This is a genomic window from Pseudomonas sp. HY13-MNA-CIBAN-0226 (assembly GCF_040310305.1).
GTDB classification, from domain to species: Bacteria; Pseudomonadota; Gammaproteobacteria; order Pseudomonadales; family Pseudomonadaceae; genus Aquipseudomonas; species Aquipseudomonas gregormendelii.
Window position 1 is genome coordinate 125,952 of the sequence record NZ_JBEOPS010000013.1, and the last position, 15,619, is coordinate 141,570.

Consider the following 15,619-nt stretch of genomic DNA (forward strand, 5'->3'; position numbering starts at 1 on the left):
ACATGCCTCTTTCTCACCACGTCGCGGTCATAACCAGCGATGAGCAAGCCTTGGTCGTCGCCAGTGACCTGGCCGATGATTTCAAACGCGACAGCGCCCTGCGCGACCGCGAACGCCGTTTGCCACACCCGGAACTTGAAGTGTTTTCGCGCTCGGGCCTCTGGGGCATCAGCGTGCCTGAAGAATATGGCGGCGCCGGCGTGTCCAACGTCACATTGGCCAAGGTCATCGCCCTGATCGCCCAGGCAGATGGTTCCCTGGGACAAATTCCGCAAAACCATTTCTACGCCCTCGAAGTGCTGCGGGTAAACGGCAGTGAAGACCAGAAAAAACGCCTGTACGCCGAAGTATTGGCCGGCCAGCGCTTGGGCAATGCGCTCGCCGAACTGGGCACCAAAACCGCCCACGACCGCGTCACTCGCCTGACCAGGGAGGGCGGCGGCTATCGCATTAACGGGCGCAAGTTCTACGCCACCGGCGCGATCTATGCCCAGCGCATCCCAACCTCGGTGGTGGATGAGCATGGAGTACAGCAACTGGCGTTCGTGCCGCGCAACAGCAAAGGCCTGACGGTGATCGACGACTGGAGCGGGTTCGGCCAGCGCACCACCGGCAGCGGCTCAGTAGTATTCGAAGATGTGTTCGTCGCGGCCGAGGACGTGATCCCGTTTCAAAGCGCTTTCGAGCGGCCAACGCCAGTCGGCCCCCTGGCGCAGATTCTCCACGCGGCCATCGACACCGGTATCGCCCGCGCCGCCTACGAAGATGCGCTGCACTTCGTGCGCACCAAGACCCGGCCATGGATTGACGCCACCCACGAAAAGGCCACTGAAGACCCGCTGACCATCAGAAGCTTCGGCCACTTGAGCATTCGCCTCCACGCAGCCGAAGCGCTCCTGGAACGCGCCGGTGAATACCTCGACAAGGCCCAGGCCGACACCCAGGCCGCAACCGTCGCGGCAGCCTCGATTGCCGTCGCCGAAGCCCGCGCCATCAGCACCGAAATCTCTCTCGCGGCGGGCAGCACGCTGTTCGAATTGGCAGGTAGCCAGGCGACCCTGATCGAACATGGCCTGGATCGCCACTGGCGCAACGCCCGGGTACACACCCTGCATGACCCGGTGCGCTGGAAATACCACGCCGTGGGCAACTACTACCTCAACGATGAAAACCCGCCACTACGGGGGACCATCTGATGACCGTTGCCAAGAAGAAGATCCTGCTTAATGCGTTCAACATGAACTGCATCGGGCACATCAATCACGGGCTGTGGACCCATCCACGGGACAACTCCACCCAATATAAAACCATCGAATACTGGACCGAACTGGCGCAACTGCTCGAGCGCGGCCTGTTCGATGGCTTGTTCATCGCCGACATCGTCGGGGTGTATGACGTCTACCAGAATTCGGTGGATGTGCCGCTCAAAGAATCGATCCAGCTGCCCGTCAACGATCCCCTGCTGCTGGTTTCGGCCATGGCCGCCGTCACCCGCAATCTTGGTTTCGGCCTGACGGCAAACCTCACTTATGAGCCGCCGTACCTGTTCGCCCGGCGCATGTCCACGCTCGACCACCTGAGCCGCGGCCGGGTTGGCTGGAACATCGTCACCGGTTATCTCGACAGCGCGGCCAAGGCCATGGGCTTGCGCGAACAGGTCGAACACGACCGTCGCTACGACCAGGCTGATGAGTACCTGCAAGTGCTCTACAAGCTCTGGGAAGGCAGCTGGGAAGACGGCGCAGTGGTGAACGACCCCGTGCAACGCGTCTATGCGCAACCAGACAAAGTGCACAAGGTCGAGCACAAGGGCGAGTTCTATCAGGTCGAGGGTTATCACCTCTGCGAACCCTCACCGCAACGCACGCCGGTGCTGTTCCAGGCTGGCAGCTCGGATCGCGGATTGCTGTTTGCCGGGCGTCACGCCGAGTGCGTGTTCATCAGCGGCCAGAACAAACCGTCGACCAGGGCCCAGGTGGACAAGGTGCGCGCCAGTGCCGTCGAGGCCGGGCGCAAGCCCGAGGACATCAAGGTGTTCATGGGGTTGAACGTGATCGTCGGCGCCACCGAAGAACTGGCCTGGAACAAGCATGCCGAGTACCTGAGCTACGCCAGCGCGGAAGCCGGCGTGGCGCACTTCTCGGCGTCTACCGGGATCGATTTTGCCGAATACGAAATCGATGAGCCGATCCAGTACGTAAAGAGCAACGCCATCCAGTCAGCGACCAAAAACCTGCAGAACAACGACTGGACCCGACGCAAATTGCTCGAACAACACGCCCTCGGTGGCCGCTACATCACCGTGGTCGGCTCGCCGGAGCAAGTGGCCGATGAACTGGAATCGTGGATCGCTGAGACCGGTCTCGACGGCTTCAACCTGACGCGCATCGTCACACCGGAAAGCTATGTGGACTTCATCGAGCTGGTGATTCCGGAGTTGCAGCGGCGAGGGTCGTACAAGACCGCTTACGACGACGGCAGCCTGCGGGAGAAGCTGTTTCACGCGCAGGCGCATTTGCCAGCGCAACACATCGGCGCCGAGTTCCGCCGCTAAGAGCATCGCGGGCAAGCCTTGCTCCCACAGGGTGGAGTGAGCACCTGAGAACCCTGTGGGAGCAGAGCTTGCTCGCGATGACATTCGACCAAACACCCCAATTTCATGCACTGACTGGAAAAACCATCATGACCAAAAAACTCATCTCTCACCCAGTCAAAGCACTGGCCCTGACCCTCGGCCTCTTCAGCTCGGTGACCTTCGCCGCTGACGCCCCACTGAAAATCGGTACCACCGCCGCCTTTGCCATTCCCCTGGAAGCCGCTGTCGAAGAGGCCAACAAGCAGGGCCTGAAAGTCGAACTCGTCGAGTTCAGCGACTGGATCGCCCCCAACGTCAGCCTCGCCGCCGGCGACATCGACGTGAACTACTTCCAGCACATCCCGTTCCTGGAAAATGCCAAGGCCGCCGCAGGGTTTGACCTGGTGCCGTTCGCGCCAGGAATCATCAATAACGTCGGCCTGTACTCGAAAAAATACAAAAGCTTCGATGAATTGCCAGAAGGCGCCACCGTCGCGATCGCCAACGACCCGATCAACAGCGGCCGCGGCCTGCAACTGTTGGCCAAGGCCGGCCTGATCACCCTCAAGCAGGGTGTCGGCTACAAGGCCACCGAAGAAGACATCGTCGCCAATCCGAAGAAAATCAAGATTCTCCAGGTCGAAGCTGTGCAACTGGTACGCGCATACGATGACGCCGACCTGGTACAGGGCTACCCGGCCTACATCCGCCTGTCCAAGACTTTTGATGCTGGCTCTGCCCTGCTGTTCGACGGCCTTGATCACAAGGAATACGTGATCCAGTTCGTGATCCAGCCCAAGAGCAAAACCGACCCGCGCCTGATCAAGTTCGTCGACATCTACCAGCATTCGCCAGCCGTTCGCGCCGCCCTGGACCAGGCCCACGGCAAGCTCTATCAAGCTGGCTGGGAAAGCTGAGAATGAGCGCTGCCACCCAGCTGCGACTGGATATTCCAGAGCAACGTAATGCGCAACAAGCCCAACTGCACCCGGAACTGAACCGCGCCCACGTGCGCTTCGTTGGCCTGGGCAAAACCTACAATGGCCAGCAGGGTCCGGTGGCGGCCCTGCACGGCATCGACCTGGCGATCCAGCGCGGCGAAGTGTTCGGCATCATCGGCCGCAGCGGCGCCGGCAAATCGTCGCTGATCCGCACCATCAACCGCCTCGAACAACCGAGTAGCGGGCGGGTGCTGATCGATCAGGTCGACATCGGCGAGTTCGATGAAGACCGCCTGGTGGCGCTGCGGCGACGCATCGGCATGATCTTCCAGCACTTCAACCTGATGTCCGCCAAAACGGTGTGGCAGAACGTCGAGTTGCCGCTGAAAGTGGCGGGTGTACCGAAGGAAAAACGCGAGCGAAAAGTGCGCGAACTGCTGGAGCTGGTCGGCCTGGAAGGCAAGCACAAGGCCTACCCGGCGCAGTTGTCCGGCGGGCAGAAACAGCGAGTCGGCATCGCCCGGGCCCTGGTGCACGACCCGCAGATTCTGCTGTGCGACGAAGCCACCTCGGCACTGGACCCGGAGACCACCCAATCGATCCTCGGCCTGCTGCGCGAGATCAATCAGCGCCTGGGCCTGACCATCGTGCTGATCACCCACGAGATGGCGGTGATCCGCGACATCTGCGACCGCGTCGTGGTGCTGGAACATGGACACATCGTCGAGCAGGGCCCGGTCTGGGAGGTGTTTGGCAACCCGCAGCACGAAGTCAGCAAGACCCTGCTTGCGCCGCTGCAACACGCCTTGCCGCAGGAATTGCAAAGCCGTTTGCAGCCGCAACCACCGTCGCCAGATGCAGCGGTGGCGCTGCGCCTGCAGTTCACCGGCAGCGCCACCGACGAGCCCGACCTGGCTGCGCTGTTCAGCGCGCTCGGCGGTCGCGTGCGCCTGCTGCAAGGTGGTGTGGAACGGATTCAGGGACATGCCCTGGGGCGACTGCTGCTGGCGGTGTCAGGCTCGTCTCTGGGCACTGAGCAACTGCGCCAACGCGCCGGGCAATGGGCGCAACAGGTAGAGGTGCTTGGCTATGTGGTTTGATCGCTTGCTGCAAGGCTTCATCGACACCTTCCTGATGGTGGGTGTCTCGTCATTGATCGCGCTGCTGGCGGGCATTCCGCTGGCGGTCATTCTGGTCACCAGCGCCAAGGGCGGCATCTACGAAGCGCCGGCGCTCAACCGAGCATTGGGCGCGTTCGTGAACCTGTTTCGCTCGATCCCGTTCCTGATTCTGATGGTGGCCCTGATTCCATTCACCCGGCTGATCGTCGGCACCACCTACGGCGTCTGGGCGGCCGTGGTGCCCCTGACGATTGCCGCCACACCATTCTTTGCGCGCATTGCCGAGGTCAGCCTGCGCGAGGTGGATCACGGGCTGATCGAAGCGGCGCAAGCGATGGGCTGCCGGCGCTGGCACATTGTCTGGCACGTGCTGTTGCCTGAAGCGCTGCCGGGGATTGTTGGCGGGTTCACCATCACCCTGGTCACCATGATCAACTCCTCGGCCATGGCCGGCGCGATTGGTGCCGGTGGGCTGGGTGACATCGCGTATCGGTACGGCTATCAGCGATTTGACAGCCAGATCATGTTGACGGTGATTGTGTTGCTGGTGGTCTTGGTGGCGATTATCCAGCTGGGCGGGGATCGCCTGGCGCGGGGCTTGAACAAGCGTTGAATCAAGATCAAAAGATCGTCCGATCGCGGCCCGAGCCTGCGGCAGCTCCTACAGTGATAAATGTTCACCGAGGATGCCGTGCATCACCACGCCCCCCTGTAGGAGCTGCCGAAGGCTGCGATCTTGGCGATCGGAAAAACGCTACAAACCGGGAAGTTTTCTGACAGAAAAATCAGCGTTCCTACACGCATGTTCCCTTCCCTTTGCAGGAAATTTCCTAGATTATTTCGCCCGCTTGCGCCTACCGATTTCCGTGTCTAATCTCGGCCCGTCACTGCTCATCAGTGACCGGGTTTAGTAGCCCGAACAATAGGTGCATAGCGCCCCATGCTCATGCCCGGCAATTTTTGCCGGGTAATGAATATGGCGGCTGTGCGTGGGGCACCTCCGGGTGCGCCGGGTTTCCTATTGACCGGTCTACTAACCTGCGCACAGCTGCCACCCTCGTTTTAGTAGGCGAGAAGTGTCGGCTCCCACGTATCAATAGGAGCAACACGGATGAAAAAGCCTGTCCCCGATCCACCCTCCAATGCAACCAGAAACGATGACCTCCAGAGAGACCGCTCCGCACTCTACCGTGCCATCGATTTCTACCTGACCGGCGAACAACCGTCGGCTCCCGACGAGCTCAGGTTCTACAACGTCAGCAACGATGTAAGCTTCGAAGACACCCAACTCTACATCGCCGATTTGTTGCGCTGCGCATCGGTCACGGCCTATCAGTGTGGCGACCACCTCAAGGGGGCCGACCGAGCCATGGTGTATTCGATTTGGCATTTGCTGGAGATCGCCAAGGCCATGGTTGACCGGTCGATTGATTGCCTGGGGATGAAGCAGGCGCAGGACTGACTTGACGGGTGTTCCTTAAGGCCGCCTTCGCGAGCAAGCTCGCTCCCACAGGGTTCTGCGGCGCACACCGAATTTCCGTCCGGCAGAAATTACTGTGGGCAGGGCGGGGAACGCCTGGCGCGGGGCTCGAACAAGCGTTGAATCAAGATCAAAAGATCGTCCGATCGCGGCCCGAGCCTGCGGCAGCTCCTACATCGATAGATGTTCACCGAGGATGTGCGGATCACCACGCTCCTGTAGGAGCTGCCGAAGGCTGCGATCTTGGCGATCGGAAAAACGCTACAAATCGGGAAGTTTTCTGACAGAAAAATCAGCGTTCCTACACGCATGTTCCCTTCCCTTTGCAGGAAATTTCCTAGATTATTTCGCCCGCTTGCGCCTACAGATTTCCGCGTCTAATCTCGGCCCGTCACTGCTCATCAGTGACCGGGTTTAGTCGCCCGGATATCACTTGGCGTACAGCGCTACCTCTTTCAGGTGTTTTTTATCGCCTGAACTTTATGGTGGCTGTGCGCAGGGCACCCTCGGGTGCGCCGGGGTTCCAGGTGACCGGTCGACTAACCTGCGTGCAGCCGCCACCCCTTCTCGTTTAGTCGCGAAATCGGTTGGCTCCTACCACCACCTGGAGTTTACCAATGAAAAAGCCTGTCCCCGATCCACCCTCCAATGCAACCAGGAACGATGACCTCCAAAGAGACCGCTCCGCACTCTACCGTGCCATCGATTTCTACCTGACCGGCGAACAACCGTCGGCTCCCGATGAGCTCAGGTTCTACAACGTCAGCAACGATGTAAGCTTCGAAGACACCCAACTCTACATCGCCGATTTGTTGCGCTGCGCATCGGTCACGGCCTATCAGTGTGGCGACCACCTCAAGGGGGCCGACCGAGCCATGGTGTATTCGATTTGGCATTTGCTGGAGATCGCCAAGGCCATGGTTGACCGGTCGATTGATTGTCTGGGGATGAAGCAGGCGCAGGACTGACTTGACGGGTGTTCCTTGAGGCCGCCTTCGCGAGCAAGCTCGCTCCTACAGAGTTCTGCGGCGCACACAGAATCACTGTAGGAGCGAGCTTGCTCGCGATGGACGTCAACGATTACGCGGGCTTACAGATTGCACGCGTCGTTCTTGAATTTTTCGCGAGCAAGCTCGCTCCTACAGGGAATGCGGCTTGCTCGCGAATGGCTGCGCGGCAGCCACCAGCCTGATGGCGTATATTCGGCGCATCCCCATTGCCGCGCAGCCCACCATGAAGCAGACCCCCGACGACCTGGAAAAAATCACCTCCACCACACTGGGCCATTACAACTCGGTGGCCGAGGAGTTTCGCGAAGGTACTCGCGATCATGATGTCAGCCAGAATATCGACGCTCTGCTGCGGCATATCCAGGGTAGCGCGCCTTTCGACATTCTCGATTTCGGCTGTGGCCCGGGGCGCGATCTGCAGACGTTTTCCCGCATGGGGCACACGGCTGTGGGCCTGGACGGCTCGGAGCAGTTCGCGCAGATGGCGCGTGCAGACAGTGGCTGTGAGGTCTGGCAGCAGGACTTTCTGAAGCTGGATTTGCCCGGTGAACGCTTTGACGGGATTTTTGCCAATGCCGTGCTGTTTCACATCCCGCGTCAAGAGCTGCCGAGGGTGCTGAAGGCGTTGCGCGGGGCGTTGAAGCCAGGAGGTGTGTTGTTCAGCTCAAATCCTCGCGGGCAGAACGAGGAAGGTTGGAACGGGCCGCGGTATGGGGCCTATCATGACTGGAAGACGTGGCAGCAATTGCTGGCCGAGGCGGGGTTTGTGGAGTTGGAGCATTACTATCGCCCGGCAGGGCTGCCGCAGGAGCAGCAGCCGTGGTTGGCGAGTGTGTGGCGTAAGCCGGCGTAGTCTCACAGGCCGCCATCGCGGGCAAGCCCGCGCCCACAGTGATTAAGGTCGGACCACAAATTGTGATCCTCCCTGATACCTGTGTATTAAGGCAGGACCACAAATTCTGTGATCCTCCCTTATACCTGTGGGAGCGGGCTTGCCCGCGATGAGCGCGGAGCGCTCGCTTTACTGCGCTTCTGGTTCCGGCTCGCGAATCTTGTACCAGGCCACATACAGTGCCGGCAAAAACAGCAGCGTCAGCAAGGTCGCAATGATGATCCCGCCGATCATCGCGTAGGCCATCGGCCCCCAGAATACTTCCCGGGCAATCGGGATCATCCCAAGGCTCGCTGCTGCTGCCGTGAGCAGAATCGGCCGGCGCCGATGCTCCGTGGCTTGCACTACCGAGTCCCACGGCGAGTAGCCGTCTTTCTCAAAAGCCTCGATCTGCGTCACCAGGATCACCGAGTTACGGATGATGATACCGATCAGCGCAAGAATCCCCAGGATCGCCACGAAACCCATCGGCGTGCCGGTGGGGATCAGCGCCAGTACCACGCCGATCAATCCGAGCGGCGCGACGCTGGCCACCAGGAACAGCTTCTGCACGCTGTGCAACTGGATCATCAGGAATGTCGCCATCAGGAACAGCATCAGCGGCACGACCTTGGCGATCGGGCCCTGGGCCTTGCCGCTTTCCTCGACCGTACCACCGGTGGCCACCTTGTAGCCGACCGGCAATGTCGAGGCGAACTGCTCGATGGCCGGCTTGAGTTGCTTGACCAGGTCGGTGGGCTGAATCTCGTCCCGCACCGCCGCCTTGATGGTGATGGTCGGCTTGCGATCGCGACGCCACACCAGCGGCTGCTCAAGTTCGTAGCGCACGGTGGCGAACGACAGCAGCGGAATCGACGTACCACTGGAAGTCACGATCTGCAGGTTCTGCAGGGTCTCCGGCGTGCCGCGTTCGGCGTCCACTGCGCGTCCCACCACGTTGATCAGATAAATATCGTCATCCACCTGGGTGACGGGGGCGCCCACTACGATGCTGTTCATCAAGTTGGCCACGTCTTCCGAGGACAGCCCCAGCTGCCGTGCCTTGTCCTGGGCGATGTCGATGCGCAGGACTTTACCCGGCTCGTTCCAGTCGTAAATGATCTCGCCAATGTGCGAATTCTTGTCCAGCTCGGTGGCCAGCGCGATCGCATGCTTGCGCACTTGATCGATGTCCTTGCCGCTGACCCGGTACTGGATGGGCCGCCCGACCGGCGGGCCCATTTCCAGGGCCTGGACGTAGCTGCCGATGCCGACGAAATCCTTGCGCAGGCGTTCACGCAAGCGCTGGCTCAGGGCCTCGCGCGACTCCAGGCCCTTGCTGACGATGACCAGTTGCGCGTAGTACGGGTTCTGCAATTGCTGGTCGAGGGGCAGGTAGAAACGGATCGCACCTTCGCCGATATAGGTGCTCCAGCGCACGATATCCGGGTCGCCCTTGAGCGTTTCTTCGAGCTTGTTCACCGCCTTGCGGGTTTCGGCGATGGAAGCATTTTGCGGCAGGTTCAGGTCGACGAGAATTTCCGGACGGTCCGAGGACGGGAAGAATTGGTTCTGCACGAATTGCATGCAGAACACCGAGGCCGCGAATAGCGCAATGGTGATGCCGATCGCCCACCAGCGATTGCGCATGGCCCACAACATGCCGCCATTGAACGCCCGCCCGATACGGCCGGGTTCGGCGTTGTGCGGCTTCACATTGGCGCTGAGAATATGCACGCCGATCACCGGGGCAAACAGCACCGCCACCACCCATGACACCAGCATCGCCACCGCGATCACCGCGAACAGCGTGAAGGTGTACTCGCCCGCCGAGCTGGCGTTGAGGCCGATCGGCACGAAGCCGGCTACGGTTACCAGCGTACCGGTGAGCATCGGGAAGGCCGTGGAGGTATAGGCGAAGGTCGCCGCCTGCTCCTTGGTTTCGCCCATCTCCAGGCGCGTGACCATCATCTCCACCGTGATCATGGCGTCGTCCACCAGCAGGCCAAGGGCGATGATCAAGGCGCCGAGAGAGATCCGCTGCATGGTGATGCCGCTGTACTCCATGAAGACGAAGACCATCGCCAGCACCAGCGGAATCGAACACGCCACCACCAGCCCGGCACGCACGCCGAGGCTGATGAAGCTGACGATCAGTACGATCACCACCGCTTCGAACAATGCGCTGGTGAAGCCGCCGACGGCTTTTTCCACCACTTCAGCCTGGTCGGAGACGCTGTGCACGCCCACACCGACCGGCAGGTCAGCGGTCAGTTCTTCCATGCGTTGATGCAGGGCCTTGCCGAACTCCTGGATGTTGCCACCCTTCTTCATGGCGATGGCCAGGCCGATGGCGGTCTGGCCGTTGAAACGGAATTCGGGCGTCGCCGGGTCGACGTAGCCGCGGCTTATGTCCGCGATGTCAGCCAGGCGATAGAAACGATCGTTGAGCTTGAGATTGACGTCCGCCAGGTCTTTTTCCGAATCGAACTGGCCGGACGTGCGCACCGAAATCCGCTCAGGGCCTGCCTCGATCACACCGGCAGGGGTCACCGCGTTCTGCGATTGCAGGCTCCGCACCACCTGGCTCTGATCGATGCCCAGGGCCGCGAGTTTGCGCGTGGAGAAGTTCAGGTAAATCACTTCGTCCTGCTCGCCAACCATTTCGACCTTGCCCAACCCTGGCACGTCGCGGATCTGCGCGCGAACCTGCTCAACGTAATCGCGCAGCTGGCGCAGCGACAAACCATCAGAGGTGAAGGCGTACACCGAACCGTACACATCACCGAACTCGTCGTTGAATCCCGGCCCTTGAATACCCTGCGGAAAATCACCGCGGATGTCGTTGATCTTCTTGCGCACCTGGTACCAGATTTCCGGGATGTCTTTGGCACTGGTGGTGTCGCGCAGGTAGACGAACACCGTGGATTCGCCGGGCCGGGTGTAGCTTTTGACGTAGTCGAGGGAATCAAGCTCTTCGAGTTTTTTCTCGATGCGGTCAGTGACCTGCTTGAGGGTTTCCTCCTGGGTCGCCCCCGGCCAGTTGGTCTGGATGACCATGGTCTTGATGGTGAACGAGGGGTCTTCCTCGCGACCCAGGTTCATGTAGGAGAACACGCCCATCAGCAGCGCGACGAACATCAGATACCAGACAAACGACTGATGCTTGAGGGCCCATTCGGATAAATTGAAACTCCCTTTCATTGTGGGCTTTCCTCGTCGATTTTCACTTTTTGCCCGGGCTTCAGGCTGTTCACGCCGGCACTGACCACGCGCTCACCAGATTTCACGCCATCGGCCAGCACCACCGAGTCGTCCGTACGGCTGATCACATTGACGTCTCGCGGGGAAACGGTTTGGCTTTGTGCATCGATCACCCAGATTCGCGTCTTGCCATCGACTTCCTGCAAGGCGGTGACCGGCAATTCGATACGCGGCTTGATCGCCGAACTGAGCGTCACGCTGATGGCCGTACCCAGGCGAAAGCCAGGGGGTGAATCGGCCAGGGTCAGGCGCGCGCGCCGGGTGCGGGTTGCGCTCTGCGCCTGCGGTTCGATTTCGCGAACGATGGCGGTGCTGGTGATGCTCGGGTCCAGCTGCGCGGCCACCTGGAATACCACGTCCGGGGGCAACTGGTCGACCAGGGTGTCCGGCAGGTCAATCACCGCCTCCTTGATATCCGGTTGGGCCAGTGTGACCACTTGCTGACCTGCGGTGACGACCTGGCCGGCTTCGGCATTCCACGCGGTGACGATGGCCTTGTGGTCGGTGCGCAGCTCGACGTAGCCGAGTTGGTCCTTGGCCTGATTGACGGCGGCCTTGGCTTGATCAAGGGACGCCTGAGTGGTTTTCAGGTCGGTCAGGGCAATGTCCAGCTGAGCCTGCGCGCCGACTCCGCGATTGAACAGCTCCTGCTGGCGCCGGGCATTGGCCTGGGCGTTGATGAGCTGGGCCTGGATCTTCGCCAGGTCACCCTGGGCAGCGCGCAACTGGTTCTGCTGATCCGTGGGGTCGAGCGTGGCGAGCAAAGCGCCTTTCTCGACTTCGGCGCCCACATCGACATTACGGCTGGCGATGCGCCCGGGCACGCGGAACCCGACGTTACTCTCGTAGCGCGCCTGGATACTGCCGGCGAAGCGACCAAGGGTTTCCTCGTTGAGCACCTGGACCTTGATCGACAGCACCGGGCGCACCGGCTCCGGCGGTGGTTCTTTCTTCGAGCAGGCTGCCAACATGACCCCGGCCAATACCAGCAACAGGCGCTTCATGGCTGGTTCCCCACTTCCAGATCCTTGTAGGTGTTCTCGGCGATTTCCACTTTTACCCCAGGGTGCAGCAATTGCCCGCCGGCGATGATGACTTTGTCGCCCGCATTCAAGCCGTCGCTGATGATGACTTTACCGGTCAGGTATCGGCCGACAGTGACCGTGTGCAGTTGCGCCTTGCCTTCACCGTCCACTCGCCACACCGCAGGCTCGCTGATGTTTTTGGTCAGCGCCGACCACGGCAGCACCACGGCAGACTTGCCCGGGGTCTTGGCCGTGGCGCTCACCACAGAACCCAGTTGCATGCCATCCGGCAAACCCTGAAGGGTGACCTTGACCTGTACGGTGCCGGTTTGTGCAGAGACCGCAGGGGTGACTTCGCGAACGGTGCCGGTGGTCTTGATTGCCGGGTTGTCCAGCAGGCTGACGACCACCGTCTTGTCTTCCGGGGCTTCGGTCAGCAGCGACTCATAGACGTTGAACACCGCATCGCGCTCGCCATCCCGGGCCAGGCTGAAAATCGGCACCGTGGCCTGCACCACCTGGCCGACTTCGGCCTGGCGCGCAGTAATCACGCCCGGTGCGTCAGCGATCAACGAGGTGTAGCTCAGTTGTTCACGGGCATTGGCCAACTGGGCCTGGGCCGCCGTCAACGCGCTCTGGCTGCTGCGTAAGGCGGCCTGGGCGGAATCGTATTCGCTTTGGCTGGTGTAACCCTTGGGCAGGAGTTTTTGCTGGCGCACGAACGCCGCAGCAGTCTGTTTGACCCGCGCCTGTTCGGCGGTGACCTGGGCCTGCGCCGAGTCGACATTGGTCTGCAGGTCCTTGGGGTCCAGCTTGGCCAACACTTGCCTGGCCGTCACGCGGTCCCCGACATCGACCATGCGCTGGATGATCTTGCCGCCGACCCGAAACGAAAGTTCGGTCTGGACCCGTGCCTGGACATCCCCCGTCAGGGTCACCGAGGCCGCGTAATCCGCCGGTTTGACCTCCTGCACGAACACCCGCGGGCGGTCCTTCTCGACCGGTTTTTCGTCACCGCAGGCGGTCAACAAAGCCAACAGGCCCAGCCCAACCACCAGTTTTATTCCAGGACCAGCCATGCAGACTCCTTTGCGTAGTACGGGCGTGCGATTGTCGATACGACTGTGAGCTTAGAACAGGGTTCCAAGGGTGCCTCTGATGGGCGTCAAATAAACCCCTTACGCTACTACCCCCCGGGCTTTTGAACCGTATCATTACCGGGTTGGAGGTCCGATGACCATTGCCCGCACTCAAATCCAGTGGCTGACACCTGTCAGAGATGCTTTTCGGGGGCATAAAAAAACGCCGACGCTCTATCAGCCGTCGGCGTTTGCAACCGTGATGCGGTTAGCGAACAAATCAGAACGCAGGCAGTACCGCGCCGCTGTATTTCTTCGCGATGAAAGCCTTCACTTCAGGACTGGTCAACGCCTTGGCCAGCTTCTGAATGGCAACGCTGTCCTTGTTGTCCGGACGGGCCACCAGGAAGTTCACGTAAGGCGAATCGGCACCTTCGATGACCAGGGCGTCTTTAGCCGGGTTCAGGCCGGCTTCCAGCGCGTAGTTGGTGTTGATCATGTCCAGATCGACCTGATCCAGAACCCGCGGCAGCATGGCCGATTCGAGTTCCTTGAACTTGAAGTTATGCGGGTTCTTGGCAATGTCCTTCGGAGTGGCCAGAGCGTTTTTCGGGTCTTTCAACTCGATCAGGCCAGCCTTCTGCAGCAGGATCAGGGCACGGCCGCTGTTGCTGCCTTCGTTCGGGATAGCGATGGTCGCGCCGTCTTTCAGTTCAGCCAGGCTTTTGACCTTCTTGGAGTAGCCACCGAACGGTTCGACGTGCACGCCGATCACGGTCACCAGGTTAGTGCCTTTGCCTTCGTTGAAGCTGTTCAGGTACGGCAGGGTCTGGAAGTAGTTGGCGTCCAGACGCTTCTGATCGACCTGTACGTTGGGTTGGACGTAGTCGGTGAAGACCTTGATTTCCAGGTCCACGCCTTCTTTGGCGAGGGTTGGCTTGATCAGTTCCAGAATCTCGGCGTGTGGAACCGGAGTCGCCGCCACTACCAGTTTTTCGCCGGCCTGGGCCAGGCCCGCGGTCAGGGCAGCCGCCAATGCGGTGAACAACAGAACCTTTTTCATGCAGTGTCCTTATCGAAAATCGCGATCGTCATCGACGACGGCTAAGAGTACGAGTGCCAGTGAAGTGCTATCGCTGGCGTGACGCGGACAATACCGGGATTTTTTATTCCTTAACAATATCTTTTATTTACTTTGATATTCCATTTTGTTCATACACATGTGTGAGCAAAGCTTGCTCGCGATCCGGGCGGCTCGGTCTGCACCAATGAGGCCAATCGCGAGCAAGCTTTACTACTACAGGACGGAGTGGTTCTGGAGCAGCAGTTTCAAGGCAGCCTTGTCGGCATTGGAACCCTTCGCGAGAACATGGCTGAGCTGCCGTTCGATTTGCTCAAGCGCACTCGGCACTGTTGGCAAATTCAAATGCTCCGGCAGAATCTCGTCGCCCGTACTGACCAGCAACGCAAAATGAATGACGTTCTCCAGCTCCCGGGTATTACCCGGCCAACTGTGCTGCTCCAGCACTTGCTGCGCCGCCTCGCTGATCAACGGCACCGGCAAGTCCAGGCGCTGGCTATAGATGCCGAGGAAGTATTCGGACAACGACAGAATATCGCCCACCCGCTCGCGCAGCGCCGGTAGCTCCAACTGGCCTTCGCTGAGGTAGTGATACAAACGTTCGTGGAATTTCCCGGCAGCTACGGCTTGCGCCAGGTCAATGCTGGTGGCGGCCACCAATCGCACGTCCACCGGGCTTGGCTGTTGAGCGCCCACGCGGGTGACTTCGTGATTTTCCAGGGCCGCCAGCAGTTTGATCTGAATCGGCAGCGGCAGGTCGCCGATCTCATCCAGGTACAAGGTGCCGCCGTTGGCCGACCCAAACCAGCCCGCGCGGCTGCTCGCTGCCCCGGTGTAGCTGCCGGCTGCGTAACCGAACAATTCGGCATCCGCATAGGTCGGGCTGATTGCACCGCAATTGACCGACACGAAAAGCCCGCTGCGATCGCTGGCGCGATGGATGTGCCGCGCCAGCAGCTCCTTGCCGCTACCGGTCTCGCCACGAATCAGCACGCAAATCGCACGCGGCGCCAATTGCTCGAGCTCTTGGCGTAACTGCCGCGAGCGTGGATCAACAAACACCAGCGCCTTGGCGCGGATACTTAGCGGGCTTTTTTCTGCGTCGGGGAAGGTCAGCAGCGGCTGACCAAAGGCTTCAAAACTCATGGCAGGCTCCCGCCCAAAACCGCCGG

13 protein-coding genes are annotated in these 15,619 nt (G+C 60.5%); 8 read left to right on the top strand and 5 right to left on the bottom strand.

Going from position 1 to position 15,619, the window contains the following annotated elements; genetic code table 11:
* Positions 1–2: 2 nt before the first annotated feature.
* From AAEZ05_RS16060 to AAEZ05_RS16095, 8 genes are all read left to right on the top strand, one after another.
* Positions 3–1,196 (top strand): SfnB family sulfur acquisition oxidoreductase, encoded by a 1,194-nt coding sequence (locus AAEZ05_RS16060; RefSeq protein ID WP_350648027.1) that lies wholly within the window; start codon positions 3–5, stop codon positions 1,194–1,196.
* Positions 1,196–2,554 (top strand): LLM class flavin-dependent oxidoreductase, encoded by a 1,359-nt coding sequence (locus AAEZ05_RS16065; RefSeq protein WP_350648029.1) that lies wholly within the window; start codon positions 1,196–1,198, stop codon positions 2,552–2,554. The genes AAEZ05_RS16060 and AAEZ05_RS16065 overlap by 1 nt, the downstream gene beginning before the upstream one ends.
* A 128-nt stretch (positions 2,555–2,682) precedes the next feature.
* On the top strand, positions 2,683–3,492 hold the full coding sequence (locus AAEZ05_RS16070) for a MetQ/NlpA family ABC transporter substrate-binding protein (RefSeq protein WP_350648031.1): 810 nt from the start codon (positions 2,683–2,685) through the stop codon (positions 3,490–3,492).
* A 2-nt stretch (positions 3,493–3,494) separates the two neighbouring features.
* Positions 3,495–4,616 (top strand): methionine ABC transporter ATP-binding protein, encoded by a 1,122-nt coding sequence (locus AAEZ05_RS16075; protein WP_350648033.1) that lies wholly within the window; start codon positions 3,495–3,497, stop codon positions 4,614–4,616.
* The gene (locus AAEZ05_RS16080; RefSeq protein ID WP_045061295.1) at positions 4,606–5,250 is read left to right on the top strand and encodes a methionine ABC transporter permease; all 645 of its coding nucleotides are present in this window, start codon (positions 4,606–4,608) and stop codon (positions 5,248–5,250) included. The genes AAEZ05_RS16075 and AAEZ05_RS16080 overlap by 11 nt, the downstream gene beginning before the upstream one ends.
* A 498-nt stretch (positions 5,251–5,748) precedes the next feature.
* Entirely contained in the window at positions 5,749–6,099 is a 351-nt protein-coding gene (locus AAEZ05_RS16085; protein ID WP_045061294.1) for a DUF6124 family protein, read from the top strand.
* 635 nt (positions 6,100–6,734) lie between these two features.
* The gene (locus tag AAEZ05_RS16090; RefSeq protein ID WP_045061294.1) at positions 6,735–7,085 is read left to right on the top strand and encodes a DUF6124 family protein; all 351 of its coding nucleotides are present in this window, start codon (positions 6,735–6,737) and stop codon (positions 7,083–7,085) included.
* Between the two features lie 265 nt (positions 7,086–7,350).
* Positions 7,351–7,980, top strand: coding sequence for a class I SAM-dependent methyltransferase (locus AAEZ05_RS16095; RefSeq protein ID WP_350598113.1), 630 nt, complete (start codon positions 7,351–7,353; stop codon positions 7,978–7,980).
* A gap of 168 nt (positions 7,981–8,148) precedes the next feature.
* Here AAEZ05_RS16095 and AAEZ05_RS16100 read toward each other — a convergent pair whose 3' ends face one another.
* From AAEZ05_RS16100 to AAEZ05_RS16120, 5 genes are all read right to left on the bottom strand, one after another.
* Entirely contained in the window at positions 8,149–11,202 is a 3,054-nt protein-coding gene (locus AAEZ05_RS16100) for an efflux RND transporter permease subunit (protein ID WP_350648035.1), read from the bottom strand.
* The gene (locus AAEZ05_RS16105; protein ID WP_045061292.1) at positions 11,199–12,266 is read right to left on the bottom strand and encodes an efflux RND transporter periplasmic adaptor subunit; all 1,068 of its coding nucleotides are present in this window, start codon (positions 12,264–12,266) and stop codon (positions 11,199–11,201) included. The genes AAEZ05_RS16100 and AAEZ05_RS16105 overlap by 4 nt, the downstream gene beginning before the upstream one ends.
* Positions 12,263–13,366, bottom strand: coding sequence for an efflux RND transporter periplasmic adaptor subunit (locus tag AAEZ05_RS16110; protein WP_205893930.1), 1,104 nt, complete (start codon positions 13,364–13,366; stop codon positions 12,263–12,265). The genes AAEZ05_RS16105 and AAEZ05_RS16110 overlap by 4 nt, the downstream gene beginning before the upstream one ends.
* 280 nt (positions 13,367–13,646) lie before the next feature.
* On the bottom strand, positions 13,647–14,429 hold the full coding sequence (locus tag AAEZ05_RS16115) for a MetQ/NlpA family ABC transporter substrate-binding protein (protein WP_045061290.1): 783 nt from the start codon (positions 14,427–14,429) through the stop codon (positions 13,647–13,649).
* A 234-nt stretch (positions 14,430–14,663) separates the two neighbouring features.
* Positions 14,664–15,593 (bottom strand): sigma 54-interacting transcriptional regulator, encoded by a 930-nt coding sequence (locus AAEZ05_RS16120; protein WP_205893929.1) that lies wholly within the window; start codon positions 15,591–15,593, stop codon positions 14,664–14,666.
* Positions 15,594–15,619 lie beyond the last annotated feature (26 nt).